Origin of the sequence: Amycolatopsis cihanbeyliensis (assembly GCF_006715045.1) — a bacterium.
GTDB classification, from domain to species: Bacteria; Actinomycetota; Actinomycetes; order Mycobacteriales; family Pseudonocardiaceae; genus Amycolatopsis; species Amycolatopsis cihanbeyliensis.
In genome coordinates, this window is sequence record NZ_VFML01000001.1 from 5,983,058 (window position 1) to 6,000,919 (window position 17,862).

A 17,862-nucleotide genomic window follows, 5' to 3' on the forward strand; every position below is an offset into this window, starting at 1 on the left:
GCCGAGGTATGAGTTCCGAGGGCGACGCCGAGCGAGCATCGCAGGTCCGGCCTGCGGGCCGAGGAGCGCAGCGAGAAGGAGCTGAGGTATGAGTTCCGAGGGCGACGCCGAGCGAGCATCGCAGGTCCGGCCTGCGGGCCGAGGAGCGCAGCGAGAAGGAGCCGAGAAATGAGCGTCGGCTTGGTGCTTGTCGCGCACAGCGCGAGACTGGCCGAGGGGCTCGCCGAGCTCGCCGGGCAGATGGCGCCGGACGTCACCGTGCTGCCGGCGGGCGGCTTGCCAGGGGGCGGCCTCGGCACGGACTACGACTCGGTGGTCGCCGCGGTGCAGCGGGCCGACTCCGGCGCGGGTGTCGTGCTGCTCTACGACCTCGGCAGTGCGCAGATGACCGCCGAACTCGCGGTGGAATCGCTGCCGGAGGAGGGCACGGCCGTGGTCGCCGACGCACCCTTCGTCGAGGGCACGGTGGCCGCGGCGGTCGCCGCGCAGGGTGGTGCGGATCGTGACCGGGTACTGGAAGCCGCGGCCGCGGCCGGCGCGCCCGCCGATCTCGGCCCGGCCCCGGCCGAGCCGGACGACCGGGAAACCCGCCAGGTGGAGCTGACCCTGCGCAACGAGGTGGGGTTGCACGCCCGCCCGGCGGCGCTGCTGGCGCGGGGCGTTGCCGATCTGGACGCGCAGGTTCGGGTCCGGGCGGGCGGCGAGGAGGTGGACGCGCACAGCGTGCTCGCCCTGATGTCGCTCGGCGCCCGGCAGGGCGATCGGATCGAGGTACTCGCCGCCGGGCGGCAGGCACAGGAGGCGCTGGACCGCATCAGCTCCCTGGTGGAACGCGACTTCGACGAATGACCCGTGGCCGCCCGCCCGCACCGTTAGGGTGGCTGGCCATGATGGCTCGAGGGGCGCGGCGGGCGGCCGCGGTGCTGGCGGTCGGTGTCCTCGTAGCGCTCGGCGGCTGCGCGGGCGAGGTTCCCGGCAGCGCCGTGCCCGACCCCGCCGAGCAGCCGCTGACCGTGGACTCCTTCGGCGACCTGCGTACGCTCGATCCCTGCGGGCTCGCCCAGCCCGCGGCGTTCGCCGCGCACGGGCAGGCCCGCCCGCTTTCCCGCCTTTCCTTCGACGAGTGCCTGGTTGCGGTCACCATCGGGCAGGACAACGTGGAGGTCGAGTACGGGTTGCTGCGCCAGCTCTCCGCGCTGCCGGAGCAGGGCCGCGAGATCGGCACGCTGTCCCGCGGGATGCGGGTGGTGCAGACCGACTCCGATGAGCGTCGCTGCGAGCGGCACCTGGTGCTGGCCGATGACGTCGCGATCTCGGTGTTCGCGCAGCGGCAGGGAGCGGACGCCGAGCTGAGCGCCGAGCAGATCTGCGCCGTCGCGAAGGCGGGGGTGGACGCGATCTTCGAGACCGTGCAGACCGGCAACGCCCCGCACTGGGAGCCGCCGCACAACTCGCTGGCCCGGCTGTCGGCGTGTTCGGCGTTGCCCACCGACGAGGTGCTCGGGCTGCTGGGACGTACCTCGAGGGAGGTCACCCTTTTCCCCGCCGAGCACCAGTGCATCTGGGGGTTGCCGGGTGGGGAGACGCCCAACGCGCAGCTCGACTTCGTGGTCAGCGCGGAGGAGACGTCGTCGGGCGACGCCTCCGTCGAGCAGATCGCGGGTCGTTCCACCACGGTCGATCCCACCGGGACCGACGAGCTGCGGGTGTGCACGATCAGCACCGAGCACATCGAGTTCGCCCAGGCGATCGAGGGAGAACGGGAGTACGCGGTGATCCGGACCCTGTTCCCGAGCGCGACGGGCACCGACCCGTGTGAGGTCGGCAGCAAGCTGGCCGAGATGGCCTGGCCGACGCTGCCACCGCGGTGAGCGTTTCCGGCGGCACCATTCGTCACTTGCTCGATTCCGTGCGCTGACCGATCGTGATCATGGCCTGGGCATGGCACCATCAAGGAACGCTACTAGTCGGTAACTTGTGGAGGCGGCCGTGGGACGCGAGATCACGAAGGTCGGAGTCGTCGGGCTCGGCACGATGGGCTCCGGCATCGCGGAGGTGCTGGCCCGCAGCGGGCTCTCGGTGACCGCGATCGAGGTCGACGAGGGGTGCGCGGCACGCGGTCGCGGGCACGTCGAGAGCTCCACCGAACGGGCGGTGCGCAAGGGCAAGCTGGCCGAGCGGGAGCGGGACGCGCTGCTCGACCGGATCCGGTACGGCACCTCGCTGCACGACCTCGCCGAGGTGGACCTCGTGGTGGAGGCGATCCCGGAGAGCCTCGAGCTCAAGGCCGAGGTGTTCGCGCAACTCGACAAGATCACCGGGCCGGAGACGGTACTGGCCTCCAACACCTCCGCACTGTCCATCACCGAGATCGGGGTGCACACCTCCCGCCCCGGCAAGGTGGTCGGGATGCACTTCTTCAACCCGGCCCCGGTGCTGCGGCTGATCGAGGTGGTGCGCACCGTGGTCACCGAACCGGAGGTGGTCACCGAGGTCACGGCCTTCGCGGAGAGGCTGGGCAAGACACCGGTGGTGATCGGGGACCGGGCCGGGTTCATCGCCAACGCGCTGCTGTTCGGCTACCTCAACCACGCGGTGCGGATGTACGAGCAGCAGTACGCCACCCGGGAGGACCTGGACGCGGCGATGCGCCTCGGCTGCGGCTACCCGATGGGCCCGCTCGCCCTGCTCGACCTGATCGGGCTGGACACGGCCCACGAGATCCTGGAGACGATGTACCACCAGTCCCGGGACCGGTTGCACTCACCGGCGCCACTGCTCAAGCAGATGATCACCGCCGGGCTGCTCGGCCGGAAGGCCGGAAGGGGTTTCTACACCTACGAGGCGCCCGAGTCGCCGGTGGTGGTCGGCGACGAACGGCCCGCGGTGTCCGGTTCGGATGGTGCCGCCCGGCCGGTGGCCACGGTGGGCGTGGTCGGCACCGGCACGATGGCCACCGGCATCGTGGAGGTGTTCGCCCGGCGGGGTTATCCGGTGGTGCTGCGCGCCCGGAGCGCGGACAAGGCGGCGGCCGCGGTCGCGAAGGTGGGCAAGTCCCTCGACAAGGCGGTCGCCAAGGGCCGGATGACCGAGGAGGAGGCCGGGGCGGCACTGGACCGGATCACGCCGGCGGTCGAGTTCGCCGAGCTCGCCGGGGCCGACCTCGTGATCGAGGCCGTCGCCGAGGAGCTGGCGGTGAAGCGGGCGGTGTTCGCGGCACTGGACGGGGTGGTCAAGCCCGGCGCGGTACTGGCGACCACAACCTCCTCGCTGCCCGTGATCGAGTGCGCCGCGGCCACCACGCGCCCCGGCGAGGTGCTCGGCCTGCACTTCTTCAACCCCGCGCCGGTGATGAAGCTGGTGGAGGTGGTGAGCACGATCGCGACCGACCCGGACGTGCTGGCCACCGGGCGGGCCGTCTGCGCCGCGGTCGGCAAGCATCCGGTGCGTTGCGGCGATCGGGCCGGGTTCATCGTCAACGCCCTGCTGTTCCCGTATCTCAACGACGCGGTGAAGATGCTCGAGGCGCACTACGCGCGGGCCGAGGACATCGACACGGCGATGAAGGTCGGCTGCGGGTTGCCGATGGGCCCGTTCGAGCTGCTCGACGTGGTCGGCCTGGACGTGTCCCTGGCGATCCAGCGCACCCTGTACAACGAGTTCCGCGAGGCGGGGTTCGCGCCGGCTCCGCTGCTGGAGCACCTGGTGACCGCGGGCAGGCTCGGCCGCAAGACCGGCAAGGGCTTCCAGGACTACACCCAGCGCTCGTGAAACCTAGTTGCAGCAGCCGCCACCGCAGCAGCCGCCGCCCGCCGGCGCGGGTGTCGGTGCGCCGCCGGTCAGCGGCACGGTGGTGAGCAGCTTGACCGTGTCCCGGTGACCGTCCGGGCAGGTGGCCGGCGCGCCGGACTCGCTCATCGGCCTGCTCAGCTCGAAGGTGCCGGTGCATTCCCGGCATCGGTAGGCGTAGGTCGGCATGTGCCCATTATCGGGGATGCCGGACGGATGGGAAGCTGAGCGGCGTGGACACAGCGGATGAGCCCATGCTGGACGAGCGGATACCGCACCTTGCCACCGTTGTCCCCGCCGCCCTTGCCGCCCTCGGCGTGGACGGTTGCACCGGCGGGCTCGGGTTTCCCGAGCTGACCGGCGCCTGCGTGCTGCTGGTGGACGGGCTCGGCTGGGAACTGCTGGAGGAGCACGCCGATGCCGCGCCGGTGCTGGCCGGGCTGCGGCGCGGGCCGTTGCGGGTCGGCTACCCCGCGACCACGGTGGCCGGGCTGTCCGCGATCGGCACCGGGGTGCCCTCGGGTGAGCACGGGATGGTCGGCTACTCCTTCGAGGTGCCCGGCGTCGGTGTGCTCAACGCGCTGCGCTGGTGCGGCCATCCCGGCGGGGAGGACCTGCGTGCGGCGGCGACCCCGGAGGAGGTGCAGCCGCTGCCCACCACCTTCGCCATGGCCGCTGCCGCCGGGCTGGCGGTGAGCGTGGTGTCCGCGGCCGAGTACAAGCACTCCGCGTTGACCAGGGCGGTGCTGCGCGGTGGCCGGTACGTCGGCGTGCACGCCCTCGGCGACCTTGCCGCGCGGGCGCTGGCCGCGATCGGGGAACCGGGCACCTTCTGCTACGCCTACCACAGTGAGCTGGACATGCTCGGCCACGTGTACGGCCCTGGTTCGGCCGCGTGGCGGATGCAGCTGCGCCAGGTCGACCGGCTGGTGGAGTCCCTCGTGGACGGTCTGCGGCCGGGCACGATGCTCGCGGTCGTCGCCGATCACGGCATGGTCGGGCTGGACGGCACCGCGGTGGACGCCGACGACACGCCCGAACTGCTCGCCGGGGTGCGCGCCCTCGGCGGTGAGGTCCGGGCGCGGCACGTGTACACCGAGGACGGCGCGGCCGGGGACGTGCTGGCCGCCTGGCGGGAGACGCTCGGCGCGCGGGCATGGGTGCTGCCGGGGGAGGAGGCGATCGCGCGGGGCTGGTTCGGGCCGCGGGTCGCCGACCACGTGCGGCCCCGGATCGGGGACGTGGTGGCCGCCGCGCGCGGCCGGTCCGGGGTGCTGCGCGAGCTTGCCGAGCCGGTGGAGTCCGCGATGCGTGGCCAGCACGGTTCGCTCACCAGCGCCGAGCAACTCGTGCCGCTGGCCGTGGCCCACGGCTGATCCGTTCGAGCGGATCCTGGTTACCGTGGAGTCGTGCCCCGACGTAACCGGCCCCGAGGTTCCCGCCCCGACCAGCCTTCCGCGGTCGGTGCGGCCACCGGCTGGGCCAGGCCGGAGTCCGGGCCGGACGGGGAGTGGCTGGTGCGCAGCGTGCCGGGGTCGCAGGCCACGAAGTTCTACCGCTGCCCCGGCTGCGACCACGAGATCCGGCCGGGTGTGCCGCATGTGGTGGTCTGGCCCGCGGGCGGCACCGGTTCGGTGGAGGACCGCAGGCACTGGCACCGCGGTTGCTGGCAGGCGCGGGCCCGGCGCGGGCCCACCCGCCGCCGCTGATCGCGGCGGCATCGATCACTTGCGGTAGAAGACCGCGGGCACGTCCTTCCCGCCCTCGCGGTAGGGACCCTCCCTGTACAGCCGGAAGCCGAGCTTGTCGGCGACCCGGCGGGCCGGGGTGTTGCCGGGGTTGGTGACGATCACCACAGGCGTCCCGGCGAGCTCCCGCTCGGCCCACTCCACCGTCGGGGCCGCCATCTCCATGGCGTAGCCGTTGCCCCAGGCACTCGGCCGGAACCGGTAGGCGAGGTTCAGGATCGTCTCCCCCTCGATCTCCTTGTACCGCACCCCACCGAGGCCGATGACCGTGCCGGAGGCCGACTCCTCGACCATCCAGTAGCCGAGCCCGTGCTCGGCCCACTGCCGCCGCCACTCGGCGAACAGCGTTCGGGCCTCCTCCTCGCTCGGCGGAGGTCCGCCGTGCTCGTGGGTCGCCGGGTCGGTCTGGATCTCGATCACGGCCGACAGGTCATCCTCGCGGATACGGCGCAGCAGCAGCCGCTCGGTGCGGATGTCCCGCAATGTGTGGATCATGTAGGCGACACTAGCGGCGGGGTCGAACAGAATGTGGGGTATGACCAAGCTGCCTGTTGTCCTGCTGCACGCGTTCCCGCTGGACTCCCGGATGTGGAACCGGGTCCGCGAACCACTCGCCGAGCACACCCGGCTGATCACCCCCGACCAGCGCGGCCTCGGCCGGACCAGGCTGCCGGAGACCGATCGCGCGCCGAGCCTGGACGACGCCGCCATGGACGTGCTGGCCATGCTGGACAAGCTGGAGCTGGACAAGGTGGTGCTCGGCGGCTGCTCGATGGGCGGCTACCTGACCATGGCGGTGCTGCGCGCGGCCCCGGAGCGAATCGGTGGGCTGGTGCTGATCGACACCAAGGCGGGCGCCGACACCCCCGGCGCCTCCGCGAACCGGCTTTCCGTCGCCGACCGGGCCGAGGCCGAGGGCGGCACCGGCTGGCTGGCCACCACCATGCTGCCGAAGCTGCTTTCCGTCGGGACCCGGTACCGCCGCCCCGACCTGGTGGAGACCGTACGGGACCAGATCGAGTCCCAGCCGCCTTCCGGCGTCGCCTGGGCGCAGCGGGCGATGGCCGCCCGGCCCGACTCCACCGAGGCACTGCGCGCGGCGCGGGTGCCCGCGCTGGTCCTGGTCGGCCAGGAGGACTCGGTCACCCCGCCGGAGCAGGCCGGCACCATGGCCGAGGCGCTGCCGGAGGCCGAGTTCGTCGAGGTGCCGCGGGCCGGGCACCTGAGCCCGCTGGAGGAGCCCGCCGCGGTGATCGACGCGGTCACCGGCTGGTACCGGGCGCGGTTCTAGAGGTACTCGGCGAGTGCGGCCCGCGCCTCCGGTAGCCGTTCGGGGAACCGCCGGGCGATCACGAATCGCCAGCACACCCCGAACAGCCGCCGCAGCTCGACGAACGGCGCCAGCTCGCCCGCCTCGGGCGCCCCGGGGTAGGCGGCCAGCGCCGCCGCCCCGTCCAGCCGGGTGGTCGTGGCCAGTGCGGCGAGGTCCCAGCCGAGCGGTCCGCGCCAGCAGTCCTCGAAGTCGATCCAGCGCGAACCGGCAGCTGTGCCGAGCAGGTTGCCGGGATGGGCGTCTCCGTGCAGCGCCTGCACCCGCTCGGCCGGGAGCGTCTCGGCCAACCGGTGCGCTCGTTCCCGCAATGATTCCGCCGCCGGGCCCAGCTCACGGGTCAGCAGGTCGAGCATTCGGTGGATTTCGGCCAGCGGCCCCTCGGTCGGCAACTCGCCGGGATAGTCGCGCAGGCATTCGTGCAGCTCGGCCAACCTGCTCGCGACCTCGGCCGGGCCGGGTCGGTAGGACGTGAGATGCGCTACATATCGCCAGAGGGTCACCGGCAGGCCGTCCGCCGCGTGCGGGCCGGCGGGCGGGTCGGTGGACGGGGGCACCACCGGGGCGCCACGCCCGGAGAGGAACGCGGCCAGCGCCACATCGCGAGCCAGCCAGGCGGCGGCATCGGGCCGGGTCAGCAGCGTGGTCGCAGGCACCCTCGCGACCACCGGGCCGAGCCTCACCAGCACGTTCGATCGTTCCGCCAGTACCTCGGGCGCATCGACCGGCAGCCCGAACCGGGCTCCCACCGCCACGGCGGCCGCCACCGCGGATGCCACGTACCCCACCGTCACGGAGTGATCTTGCCAGCCTGTGCGCACCCGCGGGAGGGGTGAGGGATACGATCCCCCTTAGCCGCCGGCGTTGGCGTCCCGCCCGCAGGCTGCTGGACCACGCCGAACGGTGACCACCACAAAGTTGACAGCAGGAGGCAGGAGTGACGGCCGTAGCCCCCCAGCCGATTGCCACGCGTCCGTATCCGACGCGCGAGTCGGTGAAGGGTTCGTACCTGCTGCGGTTGTTCCGCACGACGGACCACAAGCAGATCGGCATCATGTACCTGGTCACGTCGTTCGCCTTCTTCATGGTGGGCGGCGCGATGGCCATGCTGATCCGCACCGAGTTGGCCCGCCCCGGGCAGCAGTTCCTCTCCGCGGAGCAGTACAACCAGCTGTTCACCATGCACGGCACGATCATGCTGCTGCTGTACGCGACCCCGATCCTGTTCGGGTTCGCCAACTTCGTGCTGCCGTTGCAGATCGGTTCGCCGGATGTGGCCTTCCCCCGGCTGAACGCCTTCTCCTACTGGCTGTACCTGTTCGGCGGCCTCATCGTGGTCTCCGGCTTCCTCACCCCCGGTGGCGCCGCCGACTTCGGCTGGTTCGCCTACACCCCGCTCTCGGACGCGATCCACTCTCCCGGGGTCGGGGCCGACCTGTGGATCACCGGCCTGGTGGTGTCCGGTCTCGGCACCATCCTCGGTGCGGTCAACATGATCACCACGGTGGTCTGCCTGCGTGGCCCCGGGATGACCATGTGGCGGATGCCGATCTTCACCTGGAACATCCTGATCACCAGCGTGCTGGTGCTGCTGGCGTTCCCGATCCTCACCGCCGCGCTGATGGGGCTGCTGGCGGACCGGCATCTCGGGGCGCACGTGTTCGACCCGGCCAACGGCGGGGTGATCCTGTGGCAGCACCTGTTCTGGTTCTTCGGCCACCCCGAGGTCTACATCGTCGCGCTGCCGTTCTTCGGCATCGTGTCGGAGATCTTCCCGGTGTTCAGCCGCAAGCCGATCTTCGGGTACAAGAGCCTGGTCTGGGCGACGCTGGCCATCGCCGCGCTGTCGGTCGCGGTGTGGGCGCACCACATGTACGCCACCGGCGCGGTGCTGCTGCCGTTCTTCTCCTTCATGACCTTCCTGATCGCGGTGCCCACCGGGATCAAGTTCTTCAACTGGATCGGCACGATGTGGAAGGGGCAGCTGACCTTCGAGTCCCCGATGCTGTTCAGCCTCGGCTTCATCGTCACCTTCCTCTTCGGTGGGCTGACCGGCGTGCTGCTGGCCGCGCCCTCCATCGACTTCCACGTTTCGGACAGCTACTTCGTGGTGGCGCACTTCCACTACGTGCTCTACGGCACGATCGTGTTCGCCACCTTCGCCGGGATCTACTTCTGGTTCCCCAAGATCACCGGCCGGATGATGGACGAACCGCTGGGCAAGCTGCACTTCTGGACCACGTTCATCGGCTTCCACCTGACGTTCCTCGTCCAGCACTGGCTCGGCGCGGAAGGCATGCCGCGACGCTACGTCGACTACCTGATCAGCGACGGGTTCACCACGTTGAACACGATCTCCACGATCGGGGCCTACATCCTCGGTGCCTCGACGCTGCCGTTCATCTGGAACGTGTTCAAGAGCTACCGCTACGGCGAGATCGTCACCGTGGACGACCCCTGGGGCTACGGCAACTCGCTGGAGTGGGCCACCTCCTGCCCGCCGCCGCGGCACAACTTCACCGAGCTGCCGCGGATCCGGTCCGAGCGGCCCGCGTTCGAGCTGCACTACCCGCATATGGTCGAGCGGCTGCACTCCGAGGGGCACATCGGCTTCACCGGTAAGGCCGTGCCGCATCCCGCGGCCAAGAGCGCGCCCTCCGAGGTGCTCACCGAGGCCGCCGTCCCTGGCAGGCACGACAAGGACAACGCGAGCGAACAGTGAGTAGCACGCCGGTACTGATCACGACCACCGGTCCGGACAAGCCAGGCGTCTCCTCGGTGCTCTTCGCGGCACTCGCCCGGCAGGGCGTCGAGGTGCTGGACGTGGAGCAGGTGGTCATCCGTGGCCAACTGGTGCTCGGCGTACTGGTGGCCGTGGAGAGCGATCCCGAGGCCGTGCAGGAGGCCGTCGAGCAGGCGATGGCCACCGTCTCGATGCGCGTCGAGGTACGGATCGGCGACGCCATCGGCGCCGACCCGTACGCGCAGGGCACCCAGGGCTCCAGCCACGTGGTGGTGGTGCTCGGCCGCCCGGTGACCGCGCGGGCCTTCACCGAGGTCGCGCGCAGGCTGGCCGCGCTCGACGCGAACATCGACGCGATCCGCAGCGTGGCCGACTACCCGGTGACCGGGCTGGAGGTCTACGTCTCGGTCGCCGAGGACACCCAGGTCGCCGACGGTGAGCTGCGTTCGGCGCTGGCCGATGTCGCCTCCCGGGTTGGTGTGGACGTCGCCGTGGAGCGGGCCGGACTGACCAGGCGGGCCAAGCGGCTGGTGGTCTTCGACGTGGACTCCACCCTGGTGCAGGGTGAGGTCATTGAGATGCTGGGCGCGCATGCCGGGATCGAGCCGCAGATTCGGGAGATCACCGAGGCCGCGATGCGCGGCGAGCTGAACTTCACCGAATCGCTCGAGCGCAGGGTGGCGTTGCTGGAGGGAGTTCCGGCCTCCGCGCTGGACGAGGTCGCCGCGGCACTCGAGCTCACCCCGGGTGCCCGCACCACGATCCGCACGCTCAAGCGGCTCGGTTTCCACTGCGGGGTGGTGTCCGGCGGGTTCACCCAGATCATCGAGCGGTTGGTGACGGAGCTCGGGCTCGACTTCGGGGCCGCCAACAACCTGGAGGTGGTGGACGGCAAACTCACCGGCCGGGTGGTCGGTGAGGTCGTGGACCGCGAGGGCAAGGCCGCCGCGTTGCACCGGTTCGCCGCGGAGTACGACATCCCGCTCGGCCAGTGCGTCGCGGTCGGCGACGGGGCGAACGACATCGATATGCTCGCCGCCGCGGGCATGGGGGTGGCGTTCAACGCCAAGCCCGCCCTGCGCGAGGTGGCCGACACCGCGCTGTCCCATCCCTACCTGGACGCCGTGCTGTTCGTCCTCGGCGTCACCCGCACCGAGGTGGAGGCGGCCGACTCCGCCGACGGCCTGCAACTGCTGCGGCCGTGACGGTTCTCCGGCCACTCGCGGCCCGCTACGGCTCCTGGTTGAACCTGCCCGCCGCGGACACGGCCGACACCTCGGACGAGGACTCCGAGCGGGTTCGCGCCATGCCGGTGATCCTGCGGATCGAGCGGGCCACCCCGCCGGGTCGCACCGCGCTACTGGAGGCGGCGGCCACCGCGGCCATCGCCCTCTGCCTTGACGAGCGCGCGGCACCGGGCGGCGAGTGGCACGAGGAGGTGGCCTGCTGGGTCGACGGCCGGATCCGCAAGGTCGCTCGCCGGGCCCGCGGGGCGCACTGGGCGGCCGTACAGCGGCTGCCAGGGGTGACCGTGGAGGTGGCGGGCGCGCAGGCCCGCGCCCTGCTGCCCGGCCGGATCGTCGACACTCCGAGGGAGGTCGGCCGGCTGCAGATCTCGGGCAGCGAACTGCCCGCCGACGAGCCGGGTCCGGCACCGGAGGGCGTGCCGGTGTTGTGGCTCAATCCCGGGATCACCATGAGCGTCGGCAAGGCCGCCGCCCAGGTCGGTCATGCAACCATGATCCTGGCCGCGTTGCTGGACGCCGCCCGGCTCGCCCGCTGGGCCGGCCAGGGCTACCGCTGTGCCGTCCGCGCGCCGACGCCGGGGGAGTGGGCCGAACTGTGTTCCGTGGACGACCCGGCCACGGCGTGGCGGGAACGCTCCGTCGTGGCCGTTCGGGACGCCGGATTCACCGAGATCGCCCCCGGAACCATCACCGTGCTGGCTCAGTACTAGCCCGCGGACCCCAGTGGTTGCTTCAGGACGTGCGGTCCGAGGCCTTCCAGACGACGTAGGCCTCATCGGCGTCGGTGGTCATGGCTTCGACGAACTTGTCGTGGTCGAAACCGGGCAGCATCTGCAGCCGCTCCAGCAGGGCGTCGGCGGCCGGGTCCCCACTGGGCACGGCCGTGCCCGCCCCGTCCGAGCCGGCCAGCATGAAAAACACGTCCTCGTCCCACGGCCCCTCCGGGATCACTCTGATCACCACCGCGGACAGGTCTGACCAGGTAACGGACTCCTCGCTGCCGTCGGCCAGCTGCCGGCGTACCCCGGTGTCGTCGACGCGGACCGCCCGGGACCGGGCGCTGGATGAGTCCTGGGACAACGGTTCTCCCTCAGTGTTTTGGCTGGAAACGCGCAGCACGATCGTCAGTCGAACACAGAGGCGCGGGGCGCCTCCGTCTGGGGTGGCGGGAGACGGGCGGGCGACGCCCGGAACTCGGTCACGGCTGTCACCTCCGCAGGTCGTGCGCCCCGCCTCCCCGCTTGTGGGCTCCGCTGAGCGCGCGTTCCTCCGCTCGTCACCACAAGTCCGAGCGGTTTCTCGGGCGCTCCCTCAGGGTTGACGTTTTGTCCACGGTAGTCCGATCCGCCTCCCGGTCACTCAGGTGGGTGCGGCGGCGTCCAGTCTTCGCAGCGCATCCCGGACGACCTGCCGGTCGGTGGTGGGCCAGAACGGCGGCAACGAGGCGCGCAGGAAGCCCCCGTAGCGGGCCGTGGCCAGCCGGGAGTCCAGCACGGCCACCACGCCCCGGTCGCCCATGGTGCGGTGCAGCCTGCCGGTGCCCTGCGCCAGCAGCAGGGCCGCATGGGTGGCCGCGACGGTGAGGAAACCGTTGCCGCCCCGCGCCTCGACCGCGCGCTGCCGGGCGGAGGACACCGGGTCGTCCGGGCGCGGGAAGGGCAGCCGGTCCACCACGACCAGCTGTAGCGCGGGCCCCGGCACATCCACGCCCTGCCACAGGGAGAGCGTGCCGAACAGGCAGGTGTGCTGGTCCTCGGCGAACTTGCGCACCAGCAGTGAGGTGGAGTCCTCGCCCTGACACAGGATCGGATGGTCGATCCGCCCGCGCAGCTCCTCGGTCGCCTGCTTGGCCGCCCGCATGGAGGAGAACAGTCCCAGGGTGCGCCCGCCCGCGGCGTCGATCAGCTCGGTCAGTTCGGCCAGCATGGGTTCGCCGAGCCCGTCCCGGCCCGGCGGCGGCAGATGCTTCGCCACGTACAGGATGCCGTTGCGGCGGTAGTCGAACGGGGAGCCGACGTCGAGGCCGGTCCACTCGATCACGTCCCCGTCCGCGGGCGGGGACTTCTCGGTGGCCGTGCCGGCGGGCTGCTCCCGCTCGACCTGCTTCGAGGATGGTGGCAGGCCCCACTGCCTCGCCAGCGTGTCGAAGGTGCCGCCGAGGGTCAGGGTGGCCGAGGTGAGCACCGTGGTGTTCGCGCCGAAGACCCGCTCGCGCAGTAGCCCGGCCACGGCCAGCGGGGCGACCCGCAGCGTCGGCGGCCGCGGGTTGGCCGAGTACTGGTCGCTGCTCAGCCACACCACGTCCCGCTGGTTCGCCTGGTCCTCCTCGAAGGCATCCAGCAGCCGGACCGCGGTGTCGTGCACCTCCTCCAGCAGCGAGCGGGCCAGCTTGCGCGCGGTGGCCTCCTCGACCTCCTCCTTGCGGTCGGAGCCCAGTGCGGTGAGGCAGGCGTGCGCGGCGTCCCGGACGGCGGGCAGGGCGCCGGCAAGCGGTTGCGGCAGCGCGTCCATCCGGCCCGCGCCGAGGTCGTCCAGTACGAGCGCGAGCCCGTCACCCGACTCCAGCAGCCGGTCGGCGATGCCCGCGTCGATGAGCTTGCCGCAGCGGCGACTGGCCGCGGAGATCATCGCGCTGGTCAGCTCGCCGGTGGCCACCGAGGTCACCCGGTCGACCAGCTCGTGCGCCTCGTCGATGATCACCAGGTCGTGCTCGGGCAGCACCTGGTAACCCTGCAGCGCGTCGATCGCCAGCAACGCGTGGTTGGTCACCACCACGTCGGCCCGGCCGGCCTCGGCCCTCGCCTGCTCGGCGAAGCAGTCGGTGCCGATCGGGCAGCGGGCGGCACCGAGGCATTCCTTCGCGGTGACCGACACCTGTCGCCACGCCCGCTCCGACACGCCGGGCACCAGTTCGTCCCGATCCCCGGTCTCGGTCTCCGAGGACCATTCGTGCAGGCGCTTGACCTCCTTGCCCATCTTGGAGACGTCGAAGGCGTCGAAAAGGCCATCGTCCTCCGGTTCCTCGGCGGCACCGGTGTCCAGCTTGTGCAGGCACAGGTAGTTGCGCCTGCCCTTGAGGATGGCGAAGGTCGGCTCCCTGCCGAGCGGCTTCTTCAGCGACTTGGCCAGCCGCGGCAGGTCCCGGTCGACGAGCTGGCGCTGTAGCGCGATCGTCGCGGTGGAGACCACCACGGTGGCTTCCTTCTGCACCGCGTGGCGGATGGCGGGCACCAGGTAGGCCAGCGACTTCCCGGTGCCCGTTCCCGCTTGCACGGCAAGGTGTTCGCCGGTGCGGACGGCCCGGGCGACCGCCTCGGCCATCTCGATCTGGCCGTCCCGTTCGGTACCGCCGACGGCTTCCACCGCATGCGTGAGCAGCTCACGGACACTGGGCAACTCGGAGCGTTCGGCCACGGCGCCAAACGGTACCCGGGGGCGCCGTCAGAATCGGGCAGGCGGTGGGCTCAGCGGTGCGAACGGATCCGTTCGACCAGCTTCCAGGTGCCCGGCAGCAGGCCCGCGGCGAGCACGATCTTCACCGCGTCGCCGATCAGGAACGGCACCACGCCCATGGCGAGGCCGTCCGCGAGGCCCAGCGAGGCCGCGGCCATCAGCCAGGGCACCCCGACGGCGTAGATGGCCAGGTTGCCGAGCACCATCGTGCCCGCGGTGCGCAGCGGGGTGCGGTCGCCGCCGCGGGCTGCCAGCGCGCCCACCAGCGCTCCGGCGAACACGAAGCCGACGATGTATCCGGCGCTCGCGCCGAACAGCCCCGAGCTGCCGTTCTGGAACCACGGCACCCCCGCCGCGCCGATCAGCAGGTACAGCAGCAACGAGGCGGCACCGCGTTGCCAACCCAGCGCGGCTCCGGTGAGCAGGGCGGCGAAGGTCTGGCCGGTCATCGGCACCGGGCTGCCCGGGACCGGCAGCGCGACCTGTGCCGCGAGCCCGGTGACCACCGCGCCACCGGCGACAAGGGCGAGGTCACGGGCCAGCGCGCCGGGAACGAGGTCGGCGAGGACCGGGCGGCGGTCGGCCAGGGACAACGAAGACACGGATGACCTCCCAGCGAGAACGAAACTCCAGCGCAGGCTAGTGCGGACGGATCTTCCGCGGCCCCCGGAAGTCGCCTTTCTCACGACCGCCCGCGCCACTCGACCGGGTGGTGTGATGCGCTCCGGGTCAGGCTCGGCCCGCTCACCGCCGATGCCGTCAAAGGGTAAGTACGTCACGGGGAATGGAGCGGGCGATGTCGAGGATCAACCGGGCGATGCTGGCTGCGGCGCTGAGCGGAGGGTTGTTGGGTGGCGGGTTGCTTGCGGTTCCGGCGCAGGCGCAGGCCGCCGAGTGGACCGCACTTGCCGAGGGCTCGCTCGGTTCGGTGGACATGGTGGTGGGCGGCCAGTCCGTGGGGTCCGGCCCGATAGCCCGCTGTGACGCCGACGAGCAGCCACGCAACAACGCCGGGGTCGCGGTGGTCAGCCGAACCACCCGGTACGGCAGGGGAGAGACCGACTGCGGCCGCGACGACACGGGCATCGCCTCGGCCGAGGCCGGTGGCCAGCGGTTCAGCACCGAGGTGCTGCGCCAGTTCGGCGGCCCCGCGCTGGAGGTGCGCTCGTACGCCGCCCGCTGCCGGACCACGGAGAACGGCAGCAGCGGGTACATGGAACTGGGCGGCGTCTCCGGGTTCACCGTGCCGAGGGACATCCCGATCAACCACGCCGTCACCATCCCCGGGAAGCAACCCGAGGATCCGCCGATGGCGAAGATCGTGCTGAACGAGGTGGTCATCCCGGACCCGCCGGACGGCAGCATGACCACGAACGCCCTGCACATCACGCTGTTTCCGGAAGGCGGCCCGGCCAGCGGCAGCCTGATCGTCGGTAGCGCGAGCTGCGACCCCTACGGCCTGTCCCCGCAACCGGCCAACTCGCCCACATGAGCGGCAAACTCGGTGACGCGAGGAGCAAACACGGTTACCTGAGCGGCCAACACGCCGGGCCCCGGCGTGTTTGCCGCCCGCGTAGGTGAGTTTGCTGTTGACGTACGGTCAGGAAGCGATGGTGGGCTCCCCGTCGAGGGCGACACCGGCCTCGCGTAGCTCGGCCAGGGTGTTGTCCACGGAGTCCTTGGCCACGCCCGCGGTGAAGTCGAGGAGCACGCGGGCGGCGAAACCCGTGCGGGCCGCGTCCAGCGCGGTCGCCCGCACGCAGTGGTCGGTGGCGATGCCCACCACGTCCACTGTGTCCACCCCGCGGGCGCGCAGCCAGCCTGCGAGGTCCGCACCGGTCTCGGTGTGTCCCTCGAAGCCGGAGTAGCCGTCGCTGTACTGCCCCTTGGAGAACACCGCCTCGATCGGGGCGACGTCCAGGTCGGGGTGGAAGGAGGCGCCCGCCGTCCCGGCCACGCAGTGCCGCGGCCAGGAACGCACGAAGTCGGGCTCGTCGCTGAAATGCGCTCCCGGATCGATGTGATAGTCCCGGGTGGCGACAATATGCGCGTAACCGTTCGATCCGAGGCCCAGCCTGCGGGAGATCGCGCCGGCCACCTCGGCACCGCCCTGCACGGCCAGCGAACCGCCCTCGCAGAAGTCGTTCTGCACATCCACCACGATCAGTGCTTTTTCACCCATACTGCTCTCACCCATTTCGTTCTCTGTATGTCACTGGGTGAACACCGTCGGTATAGCGGGCTCGCCATGGGACAGTTTCAGACCCTCCCACGGCAGGCTCACCAGCGCCTTGCGCAAGCGTTGCCTGCTGTCCTCCAGGGTGGGTAGGTCGTCGACGGTTTGTCCACCGCGCACCATCGGGATCTGTACCGGCCGGTCGTGCGGCCCGGGATCCGGCGGCGAGCCGGCAGGGTGGATCACTTCCTCGATCGCCGTCCCGGTCTCCTTGTGCCTGCGCACTGCCGCCTTGCAGCCGCCGCGGGACTCCTTGTGCGTGCTGCGCTTCGCCACGGGGCGCCCGTCCACCTCGACCAGCTTGTAGACCATGGCCGCGGTCGGGGCACCCGATCCGGTGACCACGGAGGTGCCGACACCGTAGGCGTCCACCGGTTCCGCGCGCAGCGCCGCGATCGCGTGCTCGTCGAGGTCGCCGGAGACCACGATCCGGGTGTCCTTGGCACCGAGCGCGTCCAGTTGCTCGCGGGCCTTGCGGGCCAGCGGCCCGACGTCGCCCGAGTCGATCCGCACCGCGCCCAGGTCGGGGCCGGCCACCCGGACGGCGGTCTCGATGCCCGCGGTGATGTCGTAGGTGTCCACCAGCATCGTGGTGTCCGTGCCCATCTTGGCGATCTGCGCGCGGAAGGCCTCCTCCTCGTTGTCATGCAACAGGATGAACGCATGCGCCACGGTCCCCCTGGTGGAGATCCCGTACCGGCGCCCGGCTTCCAGGTTCGAGGTCGTGGCGAACCCGGCCAGGTAGGCGGCCCTGGCCGCGGCGACCGCCGCGTACTCGTGCGTGCGGCGACCGCCCATCTCGATGATCGGCCTACCGTGCGCGGCGCTGGACATCCGCGCGGCGGCCGAGGCCACCGCGCTGTCGTGGTTGAGCATGGACAGCACCATCGTCTCCAGCACCACGGCCTCGGCGAAGCTGCCGCGCACGGTCAGGATCGGCGAACCGGGGAAGTACAACTCGCCTTCGGGATAGCCGTCGATATCCCCGGAGAACTCGTAGTCGGCCAGCCACGCCAGGGTGGCGTCGTCCACCACATCGGTGGACTCCAGCTGGGCCAGTTCGGCGTCGGTGAACCGGAAGTCGGCGATCGCGTCGAGTACCCGTGCGGTGCCCGCGACGACGCCGTAACGCCTGCCGTCGGGCAGTTTGCGGGCGAACACCTCGAACACGCACGGGCGCTCGCCGGTACCGTCGGCGAGCGCGCTGCTCAGCATGGTCAGTTCGTAGTGATCGGTGAGTAGCGCCGTGCTCGCGTTCTGCTCTGCCATACCGGCAAGCCTATTCACCGGATGCCGGTGTGTGGCGGCCCTGCCGT

Annotated in this window: 18 protein-coding genes; 10 read left to right on the top strand and 8 right to left on the bottom strand. The window is 71.3% G+C overall.

Annotation, left to right across the window (positions count from 1 at the left end; genetic code table 11):
* The first annotated feature begins 168 nt into the window (after window positions 1-168).
* From dhaM to FB471_RS27345, 3 genes are all read left to right on the top strand, one after another.
* Window positions 169-849 (top strand): dihydroxyacetone kinase phosphoryl donor subunit DhaM, encoded by a 681-nt coding sequence (dhaM, locus tag FB471_RS27335; RefSeq protein ID WP_142001180.1) that lies wholly within the window; start codon window positions 169-171, stop codon window positions 847-849.
* A gap of 38 nt (window positions 850-887) precedes the next feature.
* Complete coding sequence (locus FB471_RS27340; RefSeq protein WP_142001181.1) at window positions 888-1,871, top strand: hypothetical protein; 984 nt, start codon at window positions 888-890, stop codon at window positions 1,869-1,871.
* 118 nt (window positions 1,872-1,989) lie between these two features.
* On the top strand, window positions 1,990-3,771 hold the full coding sequence (locus FB471_RS27345; protein WP_142001182.1) for a 3-hydroxyacyl-CoA dehydrogenase family protein: 1,782 nt from the start codon (window positions 1,990-1,992) through the stop codon (window positions 3,769-3,771).
* Between the two features lie 3 nt (window positions 3,772-3,774).
* Here the strand turns inward: FB471_RS27345 and FB471_RS27350 are convergent, their stop codons facing one another.
* Window positions 3,775-3,978, bottom strand: coding sequence for an FmdB family zinc ribbon protein (locus tag FB471_RS27350; RefSeq protein ID WP_142001183.1), 204 nt, complete (start codon window positions 3,976-3,978; stop codon window positions 3,775-3,777).
* Window positions 3,979-4,043: 65 nt separating this feature from the next.
* Here FB471_RS27350 and FB471_RS27355 point away from each other — a divergent pair, with 65 nt between their 5' ends.
* Window positions 4,044-5,165, top strand: coding sequence for an alkaline phosphatase family protein (locus FB471_RS27355; RefSeq protein WP_142002565.1), 1,122 nt, complete (start codon window positions 4,044-4,046; stop codon window positions 5,163-5,165).
* 33 nt (window positions 5,166-5,198) lie between these two features.
* Window positions 5,199-5,498: a hypothetical protein gene (locus tag FB471_RS27360; protein ID WP_142001184.1), complete on the top strand. Its 300-nt coding sequence runs from the start codon at window positions 5,199-5,201 to the stop codon at window positions 5,496-5,498.
* A 15-nt stretch (window positions 5,499-5,513) separates the two neighbouring features.
* Here the strand turns inward: FB471_RS27360 and FB471_RS27365 are convergent, their stop codons facing one another.
* Entirely contained in the window at window positions 5,514-6,032 is a 519-nt protein-coding gene (locus FB471_RS27365; RefSeq protein WP_142001185.1) for a GNAT family N-acetyltransferase, read from the bottom strand.
* A 40-nt stretch (window positions 6,033-6,072) separates the two neighbouring features.
* Here FB471_RS27365 and FB471_RS27370 point away from each other — a divergent pair, with 40 nt between their 5' ends.
* On the top strand, window positions 6,073-6,828 hold the full coding sequence (locus FB471_RS27370) for an alpha/beta fold hydrolase (RefSeq protein ID WP_142001186.1): 756 nt from the start codon (window positions 6,073-6,075) through the stop codon (window positions 6,826-6,828).
* On the opposite strand, the gene FB471_RS27375 is transcribed toward FB471_RS27370, so the two are convergent.
* A complete protein-coding gene (locus tag FB471_RS27375; RefSeq protein WP_246076619.1) occupies window positions 6,825-7,646 on the bottom strand; it encodes an aminoglycoside phosphotransferase family protein in 822 nt (273 codons plus the stop codon). The two genes, FB471_RS27370 and FB471_RS27375, sit on opposite strands and share 4 nt — an antisense overlap.
* A gap of 158 nt (window positions 7,647-7,804) precedes the next feature.
* Here FB471_RS27375 and ctaD point away from each other — a divergent pair, with 158 nt between their 5' ends.
* From ctaD to FB471_RS27390, 3 genes are read left to right on the top strand one after another with little or no spacing between them, the layout of a single operon-like run.
* Complete coding sequence (gene ctaD / locus FB471_RS27380) at window positions 7,805-9,589, top strand: aa3-type cytochrome oxidase subunit I (RefSeq protein WP_142001188.1); 1,785 nt, start codon at window positions 7,805-7,807, stop codon at window positions 9,587-9,589.
* Window positions 9,586-10,815: a phosphoserine phosphatase SerB gene (gene serB, locus FB471_RS27385; protein ID WP_142001189.1), complete on the top strand. Its 1,230-nt coding sequence runs from the start codon at window positions 9,586-9,588 to the stop codon at window positions 10,813-10,815. Before ctaD ends, serB begins: the two co-directional genes overlap by 4 nt.
* Window positions 10,812-11,567: a peptidyl-tRNA hydrolase gene (locus FB471_RS27390; protein WP_142001190.1), complete on the top strand. Its 756-nt coding sequence runs from the start codon at window positions 10,812-10,814 to the stop codon at window positions 11,565-11,567. The genes serB and FB471_RS27390 overlap by 4 nt, the downstream gene beginning before the upstream one ends.
* A gap of 22 nt (window positions 11,568-11,589) precedes the next feature.
* On the opposite strand, the gene FB471_RS27395 is transcribed toward FB471_RS27390, so the two are convergent.
* The 3 genes from FB471_RS27395 to FB471_RS27405 form a co-directional block, all read right to left on the bottom strand.
* Window positions 11,590-11,937, bottom strand: a complete 348-nt coding sequence (locus FB471_RS27395; protein WP_142001191.1) for a hypothetical protein — start codon at window positions 11,935-11,937, stop codon at window positions 11,590-11,592.
* Window positions 11,938-12,216: 279 nt separating this feature from the next.
* Entirely contained in the window at window positions 12,217-14,271 is a 2,055-nt protein-coding gene (locus tag FB471_RS27400) for an ATP-dependent DNA helicase (protein ID WP_142001192.1), read from the bottom strand.
* 50 nt (window positions 14,272-14,321) lie between these two features.
* Window positions 14,322-14,912 carry a biotin transporter BioY gene (locus FB471_RS27405; RefSeq protein ID WP_142001193.1) on the bottom strand — a complete coding sequence of 197 codons (591 nt, stop codon included), beginning with the start codon at window positions 14,910-14,912 and terminating at the stop codon, window positions 14,322-14,324.
* A 194-nt stretch (window positions 14,913-15,106) separates the two neighbouring features.
* On the opposite strand from FB471_RS27405, the gene FB471_RS27410 reads away from it, so the two are divergent.
* Window positions 15,107-15,802 (top strand): choice-of-anchor P family protein, encoded by a 696-nt coding sequence (locus tag FB471_RS27410; RefSeq protein WP_246076620.1) that lies wholly within the window; start codon window positions 15,107-15,109, stop codon window positions 15,800-15,802.
* Between the two features lie 108 nt (window positions 15,803-15,910).
* On the opposite strand, the gene FB471_RS27415 is transcribed toward FB471_RS27410, so the two are convergent.
* Window positions 15,911-16,492, bottom strand: coding sequence for a nicotinamidase (locus tag FB471_RS27415; RefSeq protein ID WP_142001195.1), 582 nt, complete (start codon window positions 16,490-16,492; stop codon window positions 15,911-15,913).
* Between the two features lie 30 nt (window positions 16,493-16,522).
* Window positions 16,523-17,815, bottom strand: a complete 1,293-nt coding sequence (locus tag FB471_RS27420) for a nicotinate phosphoribosyltransferase (protein ID WP_142001196.1) — start codon at window positions 17,813-17,815, stop codon at window positions 16,523-16,525.
* Window positions 17,816-17,862 lie beyond the last annotated feature (47 nt).